This window comes from Cryobacterium fucosi, assembly GCF_004403515.1.
Lineage (GTDB): Bacteria > Actinomycetota > Actinomycetes > Actinomycetales > Microbacteriaceae > Cryobacterium > Cryobacterium fucosi.
Genome location: NZ_SOHH01000040.1, coordinates 1 through 21,076 on the forward strand (window position 1 = coordinate 1; position 21,076 = coordinate 21,076).

Annotated in this window: 24 protein-coding genes; 5 read left to right on the forward strand and 19 right to left on the reverse strand. The window is 68.6% G+C overall.

Annotation, left to right across the window (positions count from 1 at the left end; genetic code table 11):
* Together E3T48_RS04640 and E3T48_RS04645 are read right to left on the reverse strand one after the other, a co-directional pair.
* Nucleotides 1-612, reverse strand: a 612-nt coding sequence (locus E3T48_RS04640) for a phytoene desaturase family protein (protein ID WP_166789628.1), incomplete at its 3' end; no start/stop codon positions are given.
* On the reverse strand, nt 605-2,044 hold the full coding sequence (locus E3T48_RS04645) for a lipase maturation factor family protein (RefSeq protein WP_134522669.1): 1,440 nt from the start codon (nt 2,042-2,044) through the stop codon (nt 605-607). The genes E3T48_RS04640 and E3T48_RS04645, both read right to left, overlap by 8 nt.
* Nucleotides 2,045-2,249: 205 nt before the next feature.
* Here E3T48_RS04645 and E3T48_RS04650 point away from each other — a divergent pair, with 205 nt between their 5' ends.
* From E3T48_RS04650 to E3T48_RS04670, 5 genes are all read left to right on the forward strand, one after another.
* On the forward strand, nt 2,250-3,275 hold the full coding sequence (locus tag E3T48_RS04650; RefSeq protein ID WP_134522670.1) for a LacI family DNA-binding transcriptional regulator: 1,026 nt from the start codon (nt 2,250-2,252) through the stop codon (nt 3,273-3,275).
* Between the two features lie 126 nt (nt 3,276-3,401).
* Nucleotides 3,402-4,688, forward strand: a complete 1,287-nt coding sequence (locus tag E3T48_RS04655) for an extracellular solute-binding protein (RefSeq protein WP_134522688.1) — start codon at nt 3,402-3,404, stop codon at nt 4,686-4,688.
* 9 nt (nt 4,689-4,697) lie between these two features.
* Nucleotides 4,698-5,651 (forward strand): carbohydrate ABC transporter permease, encoded by a 954-nt coding sequence (locus tag E3T48_RS04660; protein ID WP_134522671.1) that lies wholly within the window; start codon nt 4,698-4,700, stop codon nt 5,649-5,651.
* Entirely contained in the window at nt 5,648-6,481 is an 834-nt protein-coding gene (locus tag E3T48_RS04665) for a carbohydrate ABC transporter permease (RefSeq protein WP_134522672.1), read from the forward strand. The genes E3T48_RS04660 and E3T48_RS04665 overlap by 4 nt, the downstream gene beginning before the upstream one ends.
* Before the next feature lie 2 nt (nt 6,482-6,483).
* On the forward strand, nt 6,484-7,554 hold the full coding sequence (locus E3T48_RS04670) for a glycoside hydrolase family 130 protein (RefSeq protein WP_134522673.1): 1,071 nt from the start codon (nt 6,484-6,486) through the stop codon (nt 7,552-7,554).
* Nucleotides 7,555-7,591: 37 nt separating this feature from the next.
* Here E3T48_RS04670 and E3T48_RS04675 read toward each other — a convergent pair whose 3' ends face one another.
* The 17 genes from E3T48_RS04675 to E3T48_RS04760 form a co-directional block, all read right to left on the reverse strand.
* The gene (locus E3T48_RS04675) at nt 7,592-7,864 is read right to left on the reverse strand and encodes a hypothetical protein (RefSeq protein WP_134522674.1); all 273 of its coding nucleotides are present in this window, start codon (nt 7,862-7,864) and stop codon (nt 7,592-7,594) included.
* A gap of 338 nt (nt 7,865-8,202) precedes the next feature.
* Nucleotides 8,203-8,463, reverse strand: a complete 261-nt coding sequence (csrA, locus tag E3T48_RS04685) for a carbon storage regulator CsrA (protein ID WP_134522675.1) — start codon at nt 8,461-8,463, stop codon at nt 8,203-8,205.
* Nucleotides 8,464-8,472: 9 nt separating this feature from the next.
* A complete protein-coding gene (locus E3T48_RS04690) occupies nt 8,473-9,489 on the reverse strand; it encodes a hypothetical protein (protein WP_134522676.1) in 1,017 nt (338 codons plus the stop codon).
* Complete coding sequence (locus E3T48_RS04695; protein WP_134522677.1) at nt 9,464-11,515, reverse strand: flagellar biosynthesis protein FlhA; 2,052 nt, start codon at nt 11,513-11,515, stop codon at nt 9,464-9,466. The genes E3T48_RS04690 and E3T48_RS04695 overlap by 26 nt, the downstream gene beginning before the upstream one ends.
* Nucleotides 11,512-12,618 (reverse strand): EscU/YscU/HrcU family type III secretion system export apparatus switch protein, encoded by a 1,107-nt coding sequence (locus tag E3T48_RS04700; RefSeq protein ID WP_134522678.1) that lies wholly within the window; start codon nt 12,616-12,618, stop codon nt 11,512-11,514. Before E3T48_RS04700 ends, E3T48_RS04695 begins: the two co-directional genes overlap by 4 nt.
* Nucleotides 12,619-13,377 carry a flagellar biosynthetic protein FliR gene (locus tag E3T48_RS04705; protein WP_134522679.1) on the reverse strand — a complete coding sequence of 253 codons (759 nt, stop codon included), beginning with the start codon at nt 13,375-13,377 and terminating at the stop codon, nt 12,619-12,621.
* The gene (gene fliQ / locus E3T48_RS04710; protein ID WP_134522680.1) at nt 13,377-13,652 is read right to left on the reverse strand and encodes a flagellar biosynthesis protein FliQ; all 276 of its coding nucleotides are present in this window, start codon (nt 13,650-13,652) and stop codon (nt 13,377-13,379) included. The genes E3T48_RS04705 and fliQ overlap by 1 nt, the downstream gene beginning before the upstream one ends.
* On the reverse strand, nt 13,652-14,443 hold the full coding sequence (fliP, locus tag E3T48_RS04715; protein ID WP_134522689.1) for a flagellar type III secretion system pore protein FliP: 792 nt from the start codon (nt 14,441-14,443) through the stop codon (nt 13,652-13,654). The genes fliQ and fliP overlap by 1 nt, the downstream gene beginning before the upstream one ends.
* A gap of 53 nt (nt 14,444-14,496) precedes the next feature.
* On the reverse strand, nt 14,497-14,946 hold the full coding sequence (fliO, locus tag E3T48_RS04720) for a flagellar biosynthetic protein FliO (RefSeq protein ID WP_134522681.1): 450 nt from the start codon (nt 14,944-14,946) through the stop codon (nt 14,497-14,499).
* Nucleotides 14,947-15,651 carry a flagellar motor switch protein FliN gene (gene fliN, locus E3T48_RS04725; RefSeq protein WP_134522682.1) on the reverse strand — a complete coding sequence of 235 codons (705 nt, stop codon included), beginning with the start codon at nt 15,649-15,651 and terminating at the stop codon, nt 14,947-14,949.
* Nucleotides 15,648-16,556: a flagellar motor switch protein FliM gene (locus E3T48_RS04730; protein WP_241986656.1), complete on the reverse strand. Its 909-nt coding sequence runs from the start codon at nt 16,554-16,556 to the stop codon at nt 15,648-15,650. Before E3T48_RS04730 ends, fliN begins: the two co-directional genes overlap by 4 nt.
* Nucleotides 16,557-16,647: 91 nt before the next feature.
* On the reverse strand, nt 16,648-17,577 hold the full coding sequence (locus E3T48_RS04735; RefSeq protein WP_134522683.1) for an OmpA/MotB family protein: 930 nt from the start codon (nt 17,575-17,577) through the stop codon (nt 16,648-16,650).
* Nucleotides 17,574-18,383 (reverse strand): motility protein A, encoded by an 810-nt coding sequence (locus E3T48_RS04740; protein ID WP_134522684.1) that lies wholly within the window; start codon nt 18,381-18,383, stop codon nt 17,574-17,576. The genes E3T48_RS04735 and E3T48_RS04740 overlap by 4 nt, the downstream gene beginning before the upstream one ends.
* Entirely contained in the window at nt 18,383-18,694 is a 312-nt protein-coding gene (locus E3T48_RS04745; RefSeq protein ID WP_134522685.1) for a flagellar FlbD family protein, read from the reverse strand. The genes E3T48_RS04740 and E3T48_RS04745 overlap by 1 nt, the downstream gene beginning before the upstream one ends.
* 101 nt (nt 18,695-18,795) lie before the next feature.
* Nucleotides 18,796-19,977 carry a flagellar hook protein FlgE gene (locus E3T48_RS04750; protein WP_134522686.1) on the reverse strand — a complete coding sequence of 394 codons (1,182 nt, stop codon included), beginning with the start codon at nt 19,975-19,977 and terminating at the stop codon, nt 18,796-18,798.
* A gap of 94 nt (nt 19,978-20,071) precedes the next feature.
* Nucleotides 20,072-20,515 (reverse strand): flagellar hook assembly protein FlgD, encoded by a 444-nt coding sequence (locus E3T48_RS04755; protein ID WP_420898349.1) that lies wholly within the window; start codon nt 20,513-20,515, stop codon nt 20,072-20,074.
* Between the two features lie 17 nt (nt 20,516-20,532).
* Nucleotides 20,533-21,076, reverse strand: a 544-nt coding sequence (locus E3T48_RS04760; protein ID WP_134522687.1) for a flagellar hook-length control protein FliK, incomplete at its 5' end; no start/stop codon positions are given.

Genomic DNA, 21,076 nt, shown 5'->3' on the forward strand with positions numbered 1-21,076 from the left:
GTGGGCGTAGGCGGCGAGCAGCAGGCCGGCCCCGGCGGTGGCCGGCGACGGCTGGCGCCCCGGCGCGTGGGCGGCCACCCCGGCGAACAGGGCCTGCGCCGACTCGCCTCGGAGGATCCCGCGTTGGAGTTCCGTGCCCAGGCCCACCGCCCGCAGGCCGAAGGCCAGGGCCGCGACCGGGTCGTCCGGCCAGCGGAGCAGCTGGTTCCCGGTCAGGGCGACGACGCCGTCGAGACGATTGAGGACGGGCTGGAACAGCCTGGCCCAGGCCCGGCCGTCCCGGCCGAGGCCGTCCGCCGTGCGGTCCAGGCTGCGGTAGGCGACGGCCGCCCGGACAGCGTCGAGAGGATGCGCGTAGGACACCTCCGGGATGATGAAGGGTACGCGGGTGGTGAGCCCGAACGCCCGGAAGAACGGGGAGGCGAGCGCGGCCGGGTGCACCGCCGAGCCGACGTCGTGCCGGAACCCGGGAAGGGTCAGTTCCTCGGTGCGGAGCGCCCCGCCGGCCGTGCCGGCCAGCTCGGTGACCCGTACCGAGAGCCCTGCCCTCGCCAGGACGACCGCCGCGGCGAGCCCGTTGGGCCCGGCTCCCACGACGTTGACGTCAGGCACGGGCCCGACCGGCGAGGGACACCGGCGCGACGAGGAGGCCTGCCTCCGATCGAATCCACCACTCGTGGGAGGCCCGGCGTTCCTCCGGGGTCGAGAACCGGTAGAGGTAGACGCGGGCGCGGATCTGCCGGGGCGGGGCATCCGGGAACGGGTTCACCCGCAGCAGCCGCAGGGTGGGGCGGTCGCCCTCGAGCAGCCGAATCAGGAATGTCTCGAACCAGCGAGTGTCCCTCGCGCCGAGGGCGAGGAACCACATCAGCCAGTCCAGGCGCAGGTGGTACGGGGCGAACTGGCGTGGCATCCGCCCCGGTGCGCCCGGCTTGCCCCGGAACTCGTAGGCGAGCCAGCCGGCCGCGTCGCGCGGGTCGGCCGCGTCGCTGCCCTCGACGACCACCTCGAAGCGCTCCTTGGTGACCGTGCCGAAGGCGCCGTAGGCATTCACCAGGTGGTAGCGGTTGAAGCTCGCGTTCATCAGCTGCCGGCGGGCGAAAAGATTGCGGAGCGGCCGGTAGCTGAGCACGAGCAGGAGCACGGTGGCGGCGAGGACCACGACCACGAACCAGGGTGGCGACGCCGGCGCCTCCCCCTCCGCCGGGAGCCAGGGCAGCACGGTCCGGAACGCGTTGTCGTCGATTGCCGAGGCGGCGAGCACGATCGTGATCGCGTTCAGCCAGGCGAAATTGCCGGTGACGACGAGCCAGAGCTGCGTCAGCACGATGATGACGGCGGCGACGGATGCCACGGGTTGCGGCGCGAACAGGAAGAACGGCACCACGAGCTGCGCGAAGTGGTTGCCGATGACCTCGCCGCGATGGAACCACTTCGGAAGGTGGTGCACGTACCAGCTGACCGGGTTCGGCATCGGCTGGGTCTCGTGGTGGTAGAACAGTGCGGTCAAGTCGCGCCATTCCCGGCCACCGCGGATCTTGATCATGCCGGCGCCGAATTCCAGCCGGAACAGCAGCCAGCGGCAGAAGATGATCACGGTGATCGGCGGGGCGACCTCGTTCGACCCGAGGAATGCCATCACGAAGCCGGCCTCGATCAACAGGCTCTCCCAGCCGAACGAATAGAAGGTCTGGCCGACGTTGACGATGGACAGGTATCCGGCCCAGAGCAGCAGGAAGGCGACCAGCGGCAGCCACGGTGGGCCGAGTTGCGGCAGACCGGCCACCAGCGCGGCGGCCAGGGTCGCGCCGGACCAGGCCAGGACCAGCAGCATCCGGTCGGAGTATCTCCAGTGGAACAGGCTCGGCGACTGCCGGAAACTGATGCGGGAGACGAATCCCGGCACCGGGAGCAGACCGTGCTCGCCGAGAAGGGCCGGGAACTGGTTGACCGCCGAGATGAAGCCGATCACGAAGCACGCCGCAACGCCGCGCTGCAGCACCTGCCGCGCGATCTCATAGTCTCCCGCATCGAACCAGTCCATGGTGGGTTCACCATAGGCCTCGGCACACCGGCCTTCAATGGGTTCCGAGGCTACGGCGGGTCGAGCGCAGGGTGGTCCTCCGGTTTTCTGGTGGCCCAGGATTGGTGGTTTTTCTCCTTGACCTCGGTCACTAAACCGGTATAGTTAGCTAAACCGGTTCAGTAGGCGGGTGAAACCCGTGGCTGGCGATCAACGAGGAGACCCTGTGAGTGCTGAGAAGGTGACCATCGCCGTCGTCGCGAAGAGGGCCGGCGTGAGCAAGGGCCTCGTCTCATTCGCCCTCAACAACCGCCCGGGCGTCGGGGCGGAGACCCGGCTGCGCATCCTTCAGGTCGCCCAGGATCTGGGGTGGGAGCCATCGCTCAGGGCCCGTTCACTCTCCACCCAGCGTTCATTCGCGCTCGGGCTCGTGATCGCCCGGAACCCTGACGTTCTCGCCTCCGACCCGTTCTTTCCGTCGTTCATCGCCGGCGTCGAATCGATCCTCGCCGCCGAACGCCGCGCGCTCGTGCTCAGCGTGGTGCCCGACGAGGCGACCGAACTGCAGACCTATCGGTCGCTGGTCGCCGACGGCCGGGTCGACGGGGTCTTCCTCAGCGACCTGCGCCACAACGATGCGCGCATCCCCCTCCTCACCGAACTGGGCCTGCCGGCGGTCACCCTGGGCCGCCCCGACGGTGACAGCCCGTTTCCCGCGGTCACGGTCGACGACACCCCCGGGGTCACGGCATCCGTTCGCTACCTCGCCGACCTCGGCCACCGCCGCATCGCCCACGTCGCCGGCAGCCAGAACCTGCTGCACGGCATCCGCCGCCGGGAAGCGTTCGCGGCCGCGATGACGGCCGCCGGACTGCCGGAAGGGCAGACCGTGGAAACCGACTTCTCCGTGGGGGCCGGCTCGGACGCCACCCGCCGGCTGCTCGGCCAGGCGATCCGGCCGACCGCCATCGTCTACGCCAACGATCCGATGGCGATCGCCGGCCTGGGTGTTGCCCATGAGCTCGGCATCCGTGTTCCCGACGACCTGTCCATCACCGGCTTCGACGACATCGACTTCTGCCGCTACGTCTACCCGCCGCTGACCACGGTCAGCGCCGCGCCGGCGGTGTGGGGCCGCGCCGCGGCGACGACGCTGCTGCGGCTGATGGAAAACGGCAGGGCGGATGACGTCGACCTGCCGGCCGCCAGGCTCATCATCCGAGGCTCGGCCGCTCCGCCGGCCCGGCCTTGAACAGCCCTGAACTACCGACCTACCGACCTACCGACTACGGACCTGTCGACCTGTCGACCCACGAATGTACCCGCAGCAGGGCTGCTGCGATCCTAGGAAATGGAGAATCACATGCACAGCAAGGGAATGACCCGGCGGATCCTCGCCGTCACGGCCGCTTCGGCCACCGTGGTACTGGCGCTCGGCGCCTGCGCCTCGGGCGGAACAAGCGGCGACGCCGGCACGGCCCGCGGTCCGATCACGATCTGGTACTCGAACAACTCGAGCGAGATCGAATGGGGCAAGCAGATGGTGACGGCCTGGAACGCCGACCATCCGGACGAAAAGGTGAAGGCGCAGGAGATTCCGGCCGGCAAGAGCAGCGAGGAAGTCATCGGCGCCGCCATCACGGCCGGAAACGCTCCCTGCCTGATCTACAACACCGCCCCCGTTGCCGTGCCCCAGTTCCAGAAGCAGGGTGGACTCGTCGACCTGAGCAGCTTCAAGGACGGCGCCTCCTACATCGAGGACCGCAGCGGCGAGAACGCCTCGCAGTACAAGAGCGACGACGGCAAGTTCTACCAGATGCCGTGGAAGTCCAACCCCGTGATGATCTTCTACAACAAGGACATGTTCACCAAGGCCGGGCTCGACGCCGAGAACCCGTCGCTCGCCACCTACGACGAATTCCTTGCCACGGCACGCACTCTCGTCTCCAGCGGAGCGGCCAAGAACGCGATTTTCCCGTCGCCGACGAGCGAGTTCTACCAGAGCTGGTTCGACTTCTACCCGCTGTACGCCGCCGAAAGCGGCGGTAAGCAGCTGGTCGAGGACGGCAAGGCCACCTTCGATGACGCCACCGGCGCGAAGGTCGCCGAGTTCTGGAAGACCCTGTACACCGAGGGTCTCGCAAACAAGGAGAAGTACCAGAGCGACTCCTTCGCCGACGGCGTCGCCGCCATGTCGATCGTCGGTCCGTGGGCCGTGCCCGTCTACAAGGACAAGGTCAATTGGGGCGCGGTTCCCGTTCCCACCAGCGCGGGCACTGCGGCCGACAAGACGTACACCTTCAGCGATGCCAAGAACGTCGCGATGTACTCCTCCTGCAAGAACCAGGCGACCGCCTGGGACGTGCTGAAGTTCTCGACCAGCAAGGCGCAGGACGGCCAGCTCCTCGATCTGACCGGCCAGATGCCGATCCGTGCCGACCTGCCGACCGCGTACCCGGAGTACTTCAAGGCCAACCCGGCCTACCTGCAGTTCGGTGACCAGGCCGCTCGCACCGTCGAGGTTCCCAACGTGTCCAACTCGGTCGAGGTGTGGCAGGACTTCCGCGACGCCTACTCCAAGTCGGTCATCTTCGGCGAGGGCGACGTGAAGAAGTCCCTGGCCGGCGCCGCCGAGAAGATCAACCAGTTGGTCGGGGCGAAGTAGCGTCTGCCGATGTCCACCACCGCAACAGCGAACCCGCCCGCCGGGAGATCCACTCGATCTCCCGGCGGGCGGGGCCCCCGCCGCCGCCCGCTCCTGGGCACGAACCCGATCGGGCTCCTGCTCAGCGCGCCGTACCTCGTCTTCGTCATCGTCGTCTTCGCGTATCCGCTCGTCTTCGCCGTGTACATGGCGTTCCACGACTATTTCTTCGCCGCCCCCGGCGCCCAGGTCGACCGCCCGTTCGTCGGCCTCGCCAACTTCCAGGAGGTGCTCTCCGACCCGGCCGTGATCCGCTCGTTCGGAAACGTGGGCATCTTCCTGCTGATCAACGTTCCGCTCACCGTCGTGCTCTCCCTCGTGCTCGCGACCGCCCTCAACAAGGCTGTGCACGGCCGCACGTTCCTGCGCGTGGCCTACTACGTGCCGTACGTGACCGCGAGCGTCGCGGTCGTCGGCGTGTGGCTGTTCCTGTTCAGCGGGAGCGGTCTGGTCAACCAGTTGCTCGGGCCGCTCGCCCCTGACCCGTCCTGGCTGATCAGCCCGACCTGGTCGATGCCCACGATCGCCCTGTTCGTCACCTGGAAACAGCTGGGTTTCTACATCCTGCTTTACCTGGCCGCGCTGCAAAGCGTGTCGAAGGAGCTCTACGAGGCCGCGTCGACAGATGGCGCGGGCGCCCTGCGCAGCTTCTTCTCCGTCACGATCCCCGGCGTGCGTCCCGCCACCGTGCTCGTTCTCCTGCTCTCCACCGTCACCGGCGCGAATCTCTTCACCGAGCCGTACCTGCTCACCGGGGGTGGCGGCCCGAACGGGGCATCCACCTCCCCCGTGCTGCTCATGTACCAGAAGGGAATCGAGCAGGGCCACCCGGGCACCGCATCGGCGATTGGAATCGTGCTCGTGATCGGAGTTCTCATCATCGCGTTCATCCAACGTAAGTTCGCGGGAGGTGACGAGTCATGACCCGGGGTCAGAACATCCTCCGCGGCGTCGTCCTGACGGTCGGCGCGGTCGCGTTCCTCTTCCCGTTCTACTACATGATCATCGGTTCGCTGCAGGCCTCGCCTGACTCGACTCCGGGTGGCGCGTTCCCGAACCCGGCCAACCTGACCGTCGAGAACTACACCGACATCAACAGCCGGATCAACCTGATGCGGGGCCTGCTCAACTCGGGGATCTTCACCGGCGGCGTCATCGTCGGCACCCTCGTGTTCGGAGTGCTCGTCGGCTACGCGCTGGCCCAGCTGCAGTGGCGCGGACGCGGGGTCACCTTCGCGCTCGTGCTCCTGGTGCAGGTCGTGCCGTTCCAGCTACTGATGATCCCGCTCTATGTCATGATCGCCAGGGACTACGGCCTCGCTGACAACTACCTCGGCATGATCCTCCCGTTCGCGATCAACTCGACCGCCGTCATCATCTTCCGCCAGTACTTCCTCCAGGTTCCCCGGGACTTGTTCGACGCGGCGAGGATCGACGGGGCCGGCGAGGTCACCGTGCTGACGAGGATCGCCATCCCGCTGGTACGGCCCGCGATCCTGACCGTGGTGCTGTTGACATTCATCGGACCGTGGAACGAGTTCCTCTGGCCGTTCCTCGTCACGAAGGAAGCATCGATGCAGCCCCTCGCCGTGGCGCTGGCCAACTACATCAGCAACGTGGCCGCCACCGCGGCCAATCCCTTCGGTGCCGTTCTGGCCGGAGCCTGCGTGCTTGCGGCCCCTGCGGTCCTGCTCTTCATTGTTTTCCAACGACACTTTGTCTCCACCGATATCGGCTCCGGCGTGAAAGGTTAGAAATGTCTACCCCAACGAAATTCCCCTACACCCTGACCAGAATGGGCGTCATCATGACGCCGGAAGAGGGCAACGGCCTCGAGGCCGAGGGTGTGCTCAACCCGGGCAGCGGCCACACCCCCGACGGAACGCTGTACCTGCTCCCCCGCCTGGTCGCCACCGGTAACGTCTCCCGGGTCGGCCTGGCAAAGGTTGTCATCACCGAGGGCGTGCCCACCGGGGTCGAACGTGAAGGCGTCGTGCTCGAGCCGGACCAGGGCTGGGAACGCGGCGCGAACAACGCCGGTGTCGAAGACCCCCGGGTCACCTACATCCCCCGCCTCGGCCTGCACGTGATGACGTACGTCGCCTATGGACCGCTCGGCCCGCGCACGGCCGTCGCCGTCTCCAGCGACCTGCGAGAGTGGCGTCGGCTCGGCCCGGTGCAGTTCAAGTACGACGAGGCCCTCGACATGGACCTCAACCTGTTCCACAACAAGGACACCGTCTTCTTCCCCGAGGCGGTCACCGGCCCGGGCGGGGTGGAGAGCTTTGCGGTGCTGCACCGCCCGATGTGGGACCTCGGAGAGGTCAAGCCGGGAGAGGGCATCCGGGTGCCCGCCGGTGTCACCGACACCCGGCAGAGCATCTGGATCAGCTACGTGCCGGTCGCCGATGTGCTGGCCGACATCACGAGGCTGACCTTTTGGAGTGGCCACCGCTTCCTCGCCGGGCCGCAGTTCCCGTTCGAGGAGCTCAAGATCGGCGGCGGGCCTGCCCCGCTGCGCGTCCCGGAGGGCTGGCTGCTCATGCACCACGGCGTCACGGGGACCATCGACGGCGCGTTCTCCCAGCAGCAGAAGGTGAACTACTCGGCCGGCGCGATGATCCTGGACGCCGACGACCCCACCATCGTGCTGGCGCGCACGAGCGAGCCGCTGCTCAAGGCGGAGACGCCGGACGAGATCAGCGGGATCGTGCCGAACGTGGTCTTCCCGACCGCGATCGAGGAGATCGACGGCGTGCGCTTCGTCTTCTACGGCATGGCCGACTCGAAGATCGGCGTCGCCCGTCTGGACCACATCCCGGCCTGACCGGCTCGGCGTCGAGGCCCGGCGGTCGAGCCGGATGCTAGTGGTCGAGCCTAATACCGGTGGTCGAGCCGGATGCCGGTGGTCGAGCCGGATGCCGGTGGTCGAGCCGGATGCCGGTGGTCGAGCCTAATACCGGTGGTCGAGCCGGATGCCGGTGGTCGAGCCGGATGCCGGTGGTCGAGCCTGATGCCGGTGGTCGAGCCGGATGCCGGTGGTCGAGCCGGATGCCGGTGGTCGAGCCGGATGCCGGTGGTCGAGCCTGTCGAGACCCGCGAGCTGTGTCGCTTGTGGTCTCGACGAGCTCGACCACCGGCACGCTCGACCACCGGCACGCTCGACCACCGGGCGTGCTCTCCTACCGCGGCTCGTCGCGCCCTCCGGCTGTCTGGCCGAGAGCCGGAAGATCACCGAGGCGCCCTTCGATCAGCGCGATCCGTTTCGGCCGGCCCCAGCACCTAACTTGTTTCTCTCGCGCGACGGCATTCGATGTCCCAGGTGTCCTGCGGGGCGGGGATCTCGACAAGCTCGACCACCGGACAAGGTCGATCACCGGACAAGCTCGACCACCGGACAAGCTCGACCACCGGACAAGGTCGACCACCGGACAAGCTCGACCACCGGACAAGGTCGATCGGCGGGCGGGGCGGGTTACGGAGCGGGAGCCGGAGGCGTGCCGGGAGCGAGCAGGCCCAGGGTCGCCTTGATCCGGGCCTCGGCGTCGCTGTCGGCGTGGCTGGCGGCGATGTTCGCCTCGGTGACCGCGCGCACGACCTCGTCGCGCTGGATTCCGACGCCGCGCGGGGCGTCGATCCCGATCCGGATGCTGTCGCCACGCACGTCGAGGATGGTGATGACGATGTCGTCACCGATGAGGATCTTTTCCCCCTGTTTGCGTGTGAGTACCAGCACCTGCCCAGCCTAGCGCGGCCCGTCGGCGAGTCCCGGGAGGCTCGGCATTCCCGCCAGCGTCGTGGCCGTCGCCTGGGCTCCGTCGACCCAGCCGATCGGCAGGCCCAACTCGTCGACGGTGCCCAGCGTGCCGGTCGTTGCCGCCCCGACGACGGCGACCGCGTCGATCTGCGTGATGGCGGCCAGGGCCGCTGCCCAGCGGCCGGTGTCCGAGGGTTTCCGGCCGGCCTCCACCACGAACCAGATCTGGTCGGCGCCGATCGGCGCGAGCGTGTCGGCCAGGGCCGCGGCCAGGGTCACCGAGTCGGCCAGGTTGCCGCCCAGGCCGAAGGCGACGAAGCCGGTCTGGCCCCGTTCGACTCCCCGGGCCCTGGCCGACAGCGCGGTGCGGCGGTCGTCGGCGCGTTCGGCACCATCGGAGCGGGCCGCCCCGGCGACGAGCACCTCACCGTTTCCCTTGAGCGCCATCGACTGCGCAACCTGGAGTGCGGCATCCGGAAGCCCGACCAGCACGACCAGGTCGCCGTGACCGGAAAGGGGCCGCGGCACCTGGGTCACCGGCGTCGATGGCATGGCAAGCGGCACGGTGGACGGTCTGGCGGGCTGCACGTCCATCGGCCGGGCGCCGGCGGCGCGCACGCGGGTCGCCGTGAGAACGATCGGCGCCGGATCCGGCTCGGCCTGGAAGGTGAGCTCGTCCATCAGGTAGGCGAAGTCGTCGGAGTCGGTGGACAGGGTGGGCTGCGGGCCGGCCTGGAGGCGAGCCTCGGCCGCGTCCGCGTCGTCGAGGAGGGCGGCGATGCCGAGCCTGGCCTGCAGGTCGAGCCGGGCATGGGCGGCGCGCCGCCGCCGCTCGGGCACCTCGACGGTGAGCTCGAAGTGCCGCTTGGCGAAGAAGCCCCGGATGCCGCCGACAGTGACGCGTTCGGCGGCGACGATGCGCGCATCCGCGCCGTGTTCGGAGAGGATGCGCGCCTTCAGCTCCTCGAGGGTGGCACCCTCAAGCAGAAATCGTTTCGGTTCCACGAACCACTCCCACCGTCTCGATGGCAACGTTCGCCGACGTCACCTCATGGTAGGAGAGCACCGGCAGACCGCCGGCGTGCGCGGAGACCAGGCGACGGATGGCAGGGCGAAGCGCCGGCGCACAGACCAGCACCGCGGTCAGTCCGCTCGCCTCCACGTTCGTCAGTGCCTCCTTGAGCGAACCGAGGATGGCGTCGATCCTCGCCGGGTCGAGCATGATCTGGGTGCCCTGCTCCGAGGGACGCATGCCTTCGAGCATGGACTGCTCGAGCGCCGGCTCGATCATGATCACGCGGAGCAGCCCGTCGTCGAGGTACTGGGCGGTGAGCGCCGGGCCGAGCGCCTGGCGGGCCGCCTCGACGAGCCCCTCCGGGTCGGCGGAGACCTTCGCCCGCAGCGAGAGGGACTCGTAGATGCGGGGCAGGTCGTTGATCGGGATCAGTTCGACCAACAGCCCCTGCAGCACGCGCTGCACCTCGGCCAGGGAGAGCAGGCCGGGAACCAGGTCGTCGACGGCGGACGGGTTGACCTGCTTGACCCCGTCGGTCAGCACGCGCACGTCTTCCCGGGTGAGGAGCCTGGCCGCGTTGCCGGTGATGATCGAGGAGAGGTGGGTCACGAGCACGGAGACCCGGTCGATCACGGTGGCGCCGGTCATCTCCGCGCTGTGGCGCATCTCACTCGGCACCCACTTGCCGGCCAGCCCGAAGACCGGTTCGACCGTGGCGGTGCCGGGCAGCAGGTCGAGGGCGTCGCCGAGGGCGAGGACCTTGCCGGCGGGGGCCGTGCCGCGGCCGGCCTCGACTCCGGCGATGCGGATGACGTAGGTCGCCGAGGGCAGGTCGACGCTGTCCCTGGTGCGCACGGGCGGCACCACGACGCCGAGGTCCATCGCGATCTTACGGCGCAGGGACCGCACGCGGGCAAGGAGGTCGTCCTGGGCGCCGGAGACGAGGTCGACGAGGTCGGGCGCGAGGAGAATCTCGAGTGCGTGCACCCGCATGGTTTCGATCAGGTCTTCGGCGGTGTCCGACCGCGGGGCCAGCCCCTCGGCGGCGACCGCGGCATCCTTGCCCGCCTGGTCGCGCTCTTCGCCGGCCTTGATCCTCCGCGAGAAGAGGATCAGGCCCACCCCGATCACCACGAACGGGATGATCGGCATGCCGGGGATGAGCGCCATCAGCAAGGCCGCGGCCCCGGCGATCATCAGAGCGTTGCGGGACTGGGTGAGCTGGGCGGACGCGGTGGAGCCGATGTCGGACTCCGCGTTGGAGCGGGTCACGATCATGCCGGTGGAGACGGCCATCAGCAGTGCCGGGATCTGGGTGACGAGGCCGTCGCCGATGGTGAGGAGCGCGTAGGTGTTCAGCGCCTCGCCGATTTCGAGGCCACGCTGGATCATGCCGATCGCGACGCCGCCGACCAGATTGATGATGATGATGATGATGCCGGCGATCGCGTCGCCCTTGACGAACTTCGAGGCTCCGTCCATGGCACCGTAGAAGTCGGCCTCCGCGGAGACCTCGGCCCGGCGTTCCCTGGCCTGGGTGTCGGTGATCAGGCCGGCGTTCAGGTCGGCGTCGATCGCCATCTGCTTGCCGGGCATGGCGTCGAGGGTGAAGCGGGCACCCACCTCGGCGACCCGCTCGGCTCCCTTGGTGACGACCACGAACTGGATCACGACGAGGATCAGGAAGATCACCGCGCCGATGATGATCGACCCGCCGACGGCAACCTCCCCGAACGAGGCGATGACCTGGCCGGCGTAGCCGTCGCCGAGCACGAGGCGGGTGGAGGCCACGTTCAGGCCGAGCCGGAACAGGGTAGCCACCAGCAGCAGGGAGGGGAAGACCGAGAAGTCGAGCGGCTTCTTCACGAACATGGTGGTCAGCAGGGTGACCAGGCCGAGCAGGATGTTGATGATGATGAGGAGGTCGAGGAGCACCGCCGGCACCGGCACGACGAGCAGGAGGATGATTCCGACGACGCCGATCGGCACGGCGAGTTTGGCGAGGTTGCTGTTCATCGGTGGCCTCCGGCCGTCAGGGCAGGTTCGGTTACGGTGTGCGCGCCAGACCCGGCGCCGGAGCCACGGGACTTCAGGGCCATCACGAAGGCCAGCACCCGGGCGACGGCGTTGTAGAGCTCGACCGGGATTTCCTCGCCGATCTCGCAATCGGCGTGCAGGGCGCGGGCGAGCGGGATGTCACGCACGATGGGGACGTTGTCGGTCTCGGCCTGTTCGCGGATGCGGGCGGCGATCACTCCGGCGCCCTTCGCCACGACGCGCGGCGCGGATTTGCCCGGTTCGTACTTCAGGGCGACGGCGAAGTGGGTGGGGTTGATCAGTACGACGTCGGAGGTGGCGACGGAGGCGATCATCCGGTTGCGGCTCATCGCCAGCTGCCGCGACCGGCGCTGGGACTTGACCTGGGGGTCGCCGTCGGAGCTCTTGTTCTCGTCCTTGACCTCCTTCTTCGTCATCCGGGTGCGCTTGCGGTTGCGGCGGATCACGACGAAGACGTCGGCGGCGGCGAGCACGAGGCCCGCGATCACCGCGGACTGAACGAGGGAGGCCGCACCGCCGCCGGCCGCGCCGATCAGCGCCATCACGGGCAGGCCGCCCGCGGCCATCAGGATGGGCATCAGGCCCTGAATCACCAGGGTGAGCACGAGCCCCACGGCCACGGTCTTGAGCAGCGCCGTGACACCCTGCCAAACCGCCTGCCCGCCGAAGGTGCGGGCGAAGCCGGTGACCAGGTTGAACTGTTCGTACTTGCCGGCGACCTTCTTGAAGTGCACGCCTCCCTGGGCAACCGCGCCGATCAGCACGGTGACGAACACGGTCGCGAGCATCGGAGTGAGCACGCCGGCCATCGACCCCAGCGATTCGCCGAGCATCTGCACGGCCAGTTCGGGGTCCGGCCGGGCGACGAGGGAGCGGATGCTGAACATCTGGGCGGTCCCGGCCTGCGCGCCGAGCGAGATGGTGATGGGGGTCATGATGGCGGCGGCGCCGATTCCGAGCCACGCGGTGAGGTCCTGGGACTTGGAGAGCTGGCCCTTGGAGCGCACCTCGCGCATCCGTTTGTCGGTCGCCTGCTCGGTCTTTTCGCCGGAGTCCGACATCTACTTCACCCCCATCATCGTGCCGACGGCGTCGCCGGTCAGCGAGGAGACGATCCTCGGGAGCGCGACGAAACCGGCCGCGCCCAGCGACAGGGTGATCAGGATTTTGAGCGGGAAGCCGAGGGCGAACGCGTTGAGGGCGGGGGCGACCCGGGTGAGCAGGCCGAGGCCGGCGTCGGCGAGGAAGAGCACGACGATCAGGGGGCCGGCGATCTGCACCGAGGCGAGCAACATCTGACCGACGGCGGTGGTCACGGCCTGCATCGGCACGGCGAGGTTCATGCCGCCGCCGATCGGCAGTGCGGCGAAGGTGCGGGCCAGACCGCCGATGATGAGCTGGTAGCCGCCGGAGGCGAAGAGGAGAGCCAGCGCGGTCATCTGGTAGAGCCGGGTGAACATGGCGCCGTTGACCATGGCCTGCGGGTCGAACCCCTGCGCCAGCTGGAACCCGCCGAACATGTCGATCAGGTTGCCGGCGGACTGGATGGCGGAGAACACCACGAGGACCAGGAAGCCGAGCACCCCGCCGACCATGATCTCGAGGATCAGGGCGCCGATGAAGCCGGCCGTGTCGGGCGAAACGTAGCCGGGGGTCACCTGCGGCGAGACAGCCAGGGCCAGCCCGATGGCCAGCATCCCCTTGATTCGCAGCGGAATCGCGTTGTAGGAGAACGGCGGCGCCACGACGAGGAAGGCGACCATGCGCACCCCGGCGAGCATGACCGCTTCAATCCAGGCGAAGTCCAGGGTGATGTTCATCAGCCTCCGCCGATGAGCGCGGGGATCTTGTCGAAGAGCATGCGGGTGAAGGAGACGATCTCGGAGATCATCCAGTGGCCGGAGACGATCAGGGCCACGGCGACGGCGATCGTCTTGGGCACGAAGGAGAGCGTCACCTCCTGGATCTGGGTGATCGACTGCAGCAGGGAGATCGCGAAGCCCACGACGAGGGCGGTGATCAGGATCGGGGCCGAGAGCATGCCGGCCACCAGGATGCCCTGGAGCCCGATGTCGAGAACGGCGTTGGTATCCATCACCCACCGCCGTAACTGCTGATCAGGGTGGTGATGATCAGGCCCCAGCCGTCGACGAGCACGAAGAGCAGGATCTTGAACGGCAGGGAGATCATCACAGGCGGCAGCATCATCATGCCCATCGACATCAGCGCCGCGGAGACGACGAGGTCGATCACGAGGAACGGCACGAAGATGACGAAGCCGATGATGAACGCGGCCCGAAGCTCGGAGATCATGAATGCGGGAATCAGGGTGATCAGCTCGACCGCGTCGCGGTTTTCCGGGTTGGCCTGGTCGGCGGCCCGGGTCATCAGGGCGAGGTCTTCCTCCCTGGTGTGCGCGAGCATGAACGTGCGCAGCGGTCCGGAGCCGATGGTCACCGCGTCATCGAAGGACAGCGTGCCGTTCAGGTAGGGCTGCAGCGCGCTCTCGTTGATGTCGGTGAGGATGGGCGCCATGATGAACAGCGACAGGAAGAGAGCCAGGCCCGCGAGCACCTGGTTCGGCGGGATGGACGGCAGCGCGAGGGCGTTGCGGGTCATCGCCAGCACCACGAAGATCTTCGTGAACGACGTCATCATCAGCAGCAGCGCCGGTGCGACCGAGAGCAGGGTGATGCCGATCAGGGTGACGATCGCGGAGGACGGCGAGCCGTCCGGGCCGTTGATCGACACGTTCAGGCCTCCGCCGGCCGGCGTGCCCGGGTCGGCCGGGTCGGTGGGCGGGGTGGGGTCGATCGGCGCGGCATACCCGGCCGGGGTGAAGACAAGCACGATCGCCGCCACAATCACGACGACCAGGGCCGCCATCACGAAGGCCCTGGCGATGCGCCGGCGTCGGTCTGCCCGCAGGGCTGCGGGGTTCACCGTCCCTGCCGGAGCGCGGCTGCGGTCTGCTGCCACGTCGCCGGCGAAAGGATGGAGCCGCCCAGGCGGCTCCGCCTGGCGGTCGCGGCGTGCGCCGCGACCCGTCCGGTCGCAGCGTCCAGCGACCGGGCGAAGACCGTGTCCCCGGCGGCCGGAACCGACTGAGGTTCGGCGACGCTCTCCGGGGTTGGCGCCGGCGGCGAGTCACCGTCGTGCAGCACGTTGACGGACTGTTCGGTCACGCCGAGCACGAACCGACGACCGTCGATATCGACGACGACGACGGATGCCTTCTGGCCGAGTCCCTGGCGGCCGACCACGGTGACGGTGTTCTGGCTGCGCGTCGCCCGCGATCCGCGGATGAGGCGACGCTGAAGCGCCCAGAGCAGCCCGAGCACGGCGGCCAGGGAAAGGGCGACTCGCAGAGCGACGAGGAGGGTGTCCACCTAGGTCAGGCTCTCAGCCACATCGAGGATCTGGGTGATGCGCACCGCGTAGTCCTGGTCGACGACGACGATCTCGCCGTGCGCGATCAGCCGGCCGTTGAGGAGAATGTCGGCGGGAGCCCCTGCCGAGCGGTCGAGTTCGATGACGGCTCCGGGCTCCAGGCCGAGCACGTCGCGCACCGACATGCGGGTGCGCCCGATCTCGACGGTGAGGGCCATTTCGACGCTGTTGATGCGGCCGAGCTTGCCGACCACCGAACCGGTCCCGCGGCCGGTGGAGCCGGTCGGTCCGTTGTCGCGCAGCCGGATCGCGAACCAGCCGGTGACGGCGTCGTCGCCGGTCAGTTCGTAGACGACCGTTTCGGTATCCGCGAACAGCGCGGTCGCGTCTTCGACCCGGGTCTCCCCCAGCACTCCAACTCCGAAGACGCCCGCGGCGCCCTCGAGCGCCGGGCGCAACACGTCCTGGCTGGAGACCAGGGCGGATTCGGCTCCGGCGGCGGCGTCGAGCGATGCGGGGTCGGCGAGCAGGATGGCGATGTCCGCCGAGGTCACCCCGACGAAGGAGGCGACGGCCGCCTCACCGAGACGGCCGGCGAGGGCCGCGCCTGAGCACGGCAGGGCCCGCAGCGCCACCGGGGTCGGCAGAAGCCCGATCAGGGCGTCGACGGCGGCGGCGGGAAGGACGGTGGAGGTCGGGGTCATGCGAAGGTCTCCTCGGTGTCGATGACGATGCAGGCCAGGCGGGAGCCGTTGGAACCAACGGCCGCGCGTGCGAGCGGCTGGCCGTCGACGACAACGTCGAGCGGGCGGTGCTTGGAATGGGGAATGGCGAGGACGTCACCGACGGCCAGGCCCAGGATGACGCTTGGCAGCACCCGGATCGGGGTGAGCTGCAGGGACACGTCCACCGGCACCCAGGCCAGCTGCGCGTGCAGGAGGTCTTCAGGGTTCGCGGCATCGTTCGTCGGGTTCGTCTCTCCGAGCTGGGGCAGGAGCGTGTCGGCCGGCAACGCGAGGGTCGCGGTGGCGGTCGATTCGCCCACCCGCATGGAGAAGGTGGCGACGATCATCAGGTCGCCGGTGGCCGCGGCCTGGGCGAACTGCGAGTTGTACTGGATGCCGCCGACCACGATCGGCGCGACGAGCAGCGCCCCGAGGCAGTACCGCAGGTCCTCGAGGGCATCGTCCATCAGCCGGCGCACAAGCGCCTGTTCGATCTGGGTGAAGACTCGCTCCGGGGCGAACGTGCTGCCCGAGCCGCCAAGCATGTGGCTCACCCAGGAGAGCGCTGCCGCCGCGGGGAACTGGATGACCGCCTTGGCGCTGAATCCGGTCACCGGGCAGAGCACCATCGCCGTCATGGCCGGCAGCGACGACGCGTATTCGTCGTAGGTGCGCATGATCACGTGCTCGCAGGTCACCTGCGAGAGCACCCGCACCTTGGCGGTGAGCTGGGTGCCCCACTGGCGGGCGAAGGTCTCGAACGCGAGCTCCAGCACGCGGGAATGCTCGCGGGCGAGCGTTGTCGGGCGACGAAAGTCGTACACCTCAACCGTGCGCGCCGCCGAAGCGGGCACACCAAACACTGCTTGTTCCTGGACCGTCACGACAGGCACTATCGGTCGCCGAACTGCGCGCGTTAGGAGTCCCTGGCGCGAAGTCGAATTCCCGGGCGTGTTCCCTCGCCAGGCGTGTGGCTCAGTGCCCGGTCTTGGCTGGCGTCTTCTCCGTCGTCGTCTTCGTCGTCTTCGTCGTCTTGGTGGTCTTGGTCGTCTCGGCGGTCGATTCGGCGGAGGCCACCGGGGCGGGAATCACGGCCGTGCCGTCGAGCACCGAGGGGATGAGCACCCGGACGCCCTCCGGCTGACTGGAGAGCATCACCACGTCGACTCGTCGGTTCCGGGCCATGGCCGCGAGGTCCGCGCCGGTCGCCACAGATCTGGCCGACCCATAGCCAACCGACGAAATGCGCTCCTGGGCGATTGCACCGAACTCGACCAAACGGCGCAACACCGCGGTCGCCCGTGCGGAGGAGAGCTCCCAGTCGGTGGGGTAATTGACGGTGACGCCGTGCCGATCGGCGTGGCCCTCGATCTTCACCTCGTTGGGCTGAGCCGCGAGGATCGGCGCGATCGTGTCGAGCACCTGAACCGCCTGCGGGCTGAGGTCCGCGAGGTTCGGCGCGAAGTAGGCTTCCGAGCCGACGAGGCCGATGGTCAGGCCGCGCGCGTCGATCACGAACTGGACCATGTTGCCGATCCCCTTGGCGTCGACGGCATCCTGCAGCGCTTTTTGCGCCGCGGTGAGGCTCTTGACCTCGGCGACGGCGAGGTCCAGGTCGGTGAACCCGGTCGCCTCCCCCTGTTTGGCCTTGTCCTTGGTGACGACGACGCCCTTGGCGGTGTCGAGCTTTCCGACGTCGGTGGCGCCGAAGCCGGTCGCGAGGGAGTTCTTCAGCTGCACGAACTTCGCCTGGTCGACCGACGACATCGCGAACAACACGATGAACATGCACATCAGCACGGTGACCATGTCCATGTAGGACGCCATCCAGCGCTCGTCGACGTGTTCGACGTGCTCCTCTTCGAGGCCCCGGCTCCGGCCGCGCCCCCGGCCGTGCCCGCTCATGCCGCCTTGGCCAGGGACTTGGCCGCCTTGTCCGTCTTGCCCGCCTTCGATGACTTGGAGGATTCCGCAGGCACCATGGCGCGGAGCCGTTCGCCGAGGAGGCGAGGTTGACTTCCGGCCTGCACGGCGAGTGCGCCCTCGAGCAGCAGCGTCATCCGCTCCACCTCGATGTCGGAGAGCCGCTTGAGGCGGTTGCCGATCGGCAACCAGAGGAAGTTCGCGGAGAGGAGTCCCCACAGGGTCGCGACGAACGCGGCCGCGATCATCGGGCCCAGGGTGGAGGGGGTGTCGAGGTTCTCCAGCACGTGGGTGAGCGAAATCACCGTTCCGATGATGCCCACCGTGGGCGCATAGCCGCCGAGGCTGGTGAAGAACTTGGAGGCGTTGCGGCTGGCCTTGGTCCTGGTCGCCAGCTCGTCCTCGAGCAGGATGCGAAGTTCGTCACCGTCGGTGCCGTCGGCGATGTTCTGGAGGGCGCCGCGCAGGAACGGGTCGTCGACGTTGTCGGCTTCCTGTTCGAGGGCGAGCAGGCCGGCACTGCGGGCCTTCTCGGCGAGACCCACGATCTGGTCGATGACCTGCCGCGGCGGGGTGGTCTTGCCGACGAACGCGCCGGGCACGGCCTTGAACGCCGAGATCGCGTCCCGGATCGTTCCGCCGGCGATGCCGACGGCGATGGTCGCGCCGAAGACGAGCACCATCGGGGCCGGCAGCAGGATCGAGGCAATCTGGCCGCCCTCGATCGTGATCATGGCGAAGAGCGAGCCGAAGGCGAGGGCGATTCCGATCAGGGTTGCGGGATCCATCAGAGCCTCCGCGGGCGCTGGGGCTGCACCGTGCCCGGCCCGGTGGGGTCTTCGATCGCGTGCGGACCGCTGACGATTTCGAGCGGTCTGGCGCCGGAGCTGTAGTCCTCATCCGAGGTGAGGTAGGCCAGGGAGATCACGTGCGCCCGGAAGCGGGCGATCTTCTCGATGACCTCGTCGAGGCCCTCCGTGACGATGAATTTTGCGCCGTCGACCATGACCAGCGTGGTGTCGGGGCTTGCATGGATGCGCTCGATCAAATCGGGGTTGATCGCAAACTGGCTGTCGTTCAGCCGCGTCACAACGATCATCGGGCCCGTCCCTGGTCTCCGGACGGTTCAAGCAACCGTCGTGACCCACTGTCGGTCGTCCCGCCCCGGCCGTTAGTTGTCGGCCGGGGCGATCACGGTGATTACCGCTTCAGGTTGGTGAGTTCCTGGAGGACCTCGTCGGAGGTGGTGATGATGCGGGCGTTGGCCTGGAAGCCGCGCTGGGCGACGATCAGGTTCGTGAACTCCTGGGAGAGGTCGACGTTCGACATCTCGAGCGCTCCCCCGGTGAGCGAGCCGAGGCCGCTGCTGCCAGGGGCGCCGAGGGCGGCGTTGCCGGAATTGAAGGTGGCGCGGTATTCGGAGGAGCCGGCCTTCTCGAGGCCGCCCGGGTTGGCGAACGTGGCGAGGGCGATCCGACCGATGGATGCCTGGCCGCCGTTGCTGAACAGGCCCACCAGGGTGCCGTCCTTGCCGAGGGTGAAGGACTGGAGCGTGCCGGCGGCGGCGCCGTCCTGGGAGTTGACCGTGGCGGTGGTGATCTTGGCGAAGCCGGTGAGCGCGGCCACGTCGATCGCGACGCCGCCAACGCTCAAAGGACCACTGGCCGCGCCCGCCCCGGCGGCGTTGAAGGTCAGGTCGATCTGCCCGGTGCTGATGCCACCGGCGCTGTCCGAGCCATCCACGCTCCAGCCGGTAGCCGTGCGGGCGAAGGTCAGGGACAAAGTGCGCTCCGCCCCCAGGGAATCATAGACCTTCACGTCGCGGAGCAGAGTGGTCGGGATCGCAGCATCGGACGGAAGGTTTCCGCCCAGGACAGCCTTGCTCGACTTGACCGCCGGGATGATCGACTGCAGCGGCAGGGTGATGTTGCCGATCGTGCCACCCTGGTTGATGACGCCCCCGACGGCGTTCCAGCCCTGCACGATCGCGCCGGCCGGGGAGACCAGGCGGCCCTGGGCGTCGAAGTCAAACGCGCCGGCCCGGCTGTAGAGAGTTTCGCCGCCGAGCTGGGTGACGAAGAAACCGTCGCCCGAGATCATGATGTCGGTGGACTTGCCGGTGGCCTGCGATGAGCCCTGGGCGAAGTTGGTGGAGATGCCGGCTACCTTGACGCCGAGGCCGACCTGGGCCGGGTTGGTGCCGCCGACCTCGGCCTGCGGGCCGCCGGCACCCTGGCTCAGCTGAGACAGGGTGTCCTGGAACTGGGTGGCCGAGGCCTTGAACGCCGTGGTGTTGACGTTGGCGATGTTGTTGCCGGTGACGTCGAGCATGGTCTGGTGCGAGCGAAGGCCGGAGATGCCGGAGTACAGGGAACGAAGCATGGGATGCTGCCTTTCTGAAACGGAGTGAGCCGGAAGGATCTGAAAGAGGGTGGAGAGCTGTTGAGTGTGCGGGGCCCGTCGGCGCGGGCCGAGGTCAGGCGGTGACCGCGGGTGTCGCCGCCGGATGCGCGGTCACGCCGGTGATCGCGTCGAGGGCGACGCTCATGCCGTTGATGGTGACCTGCGGTACGGTTCCGGCGTAGGAGACGGCGGAGGCCGTGCCCGTCGCGCTCGTGCCGTCGGCCGTGGTGTAGGTGACGTCCTGACCGACCAGGGCGGCCGCGGCCACGCGCATCTGCAGCGAGAAGTTCTCGTCGGCCGTGGTCGAGAGCGCGGAGAGTTTCTCCATCATGGCCAGCTGGGTCGTCTGGGCGATCATCTGGTTGGTGTCCATGGGAGAACTGGGATCCTGGTTGCGCAGCTGGGTCACCAGGAGCGACATGAACGCCTCGGAGTCGAGGGTCTGTTTCGGCGCCCGGGTGGGCGTGGTGGTGTACATGCCGGTGGCTGCCGGGGCGGCGACTGCGTCGATGGTCACGATGGTCTCTCTTCTGCTCAGGCCAGGATGTCGATGGTGTGCGTGCTCCCGAGGACGGGGGCACGGAACTGGCTCGGGGCGGCTTCGCCGGCACCCCGTCCTCGCCCGGTGCGGGCATCGGGCCGCTGTCGGTCCTGCCGATTCGCGGACGGGTCGGAGGGTGAGTCGTTTCCGGACAGGTCGAGGTGGGCGGTCAGCCCGCCACCCGAGAGGTCGCGGCGCAGATCGGGCAGGATGGCCCGCAGAGCGTCCCTGGCCAGATCGGTCGGGGCGAAGAGCTCGACCCGGATATTGTCCCCGTTGACGTGGGCGCGCACGGTGACGGGCCCGAGGTTGTCGGGACTGACGCTGATCGTGAGCACGTGGTCACCGTTGGCGGCCCCGGCCAGGCTGAACAGCGGGCGGGCAACCTGGGTGGCCAGCGGTGCGGCCGGGGTGGGCGCTGCAGGTGCCGGTGCAGCTGCCGCCGCGACGGGTGTCGCCGTCGGCGTCGCGGTGAGGACTGCGCCGGCCGGAGCCGGCACGGTTGCGGGAGCAGCAGCGGCCTCGTGGGCCGGAGCC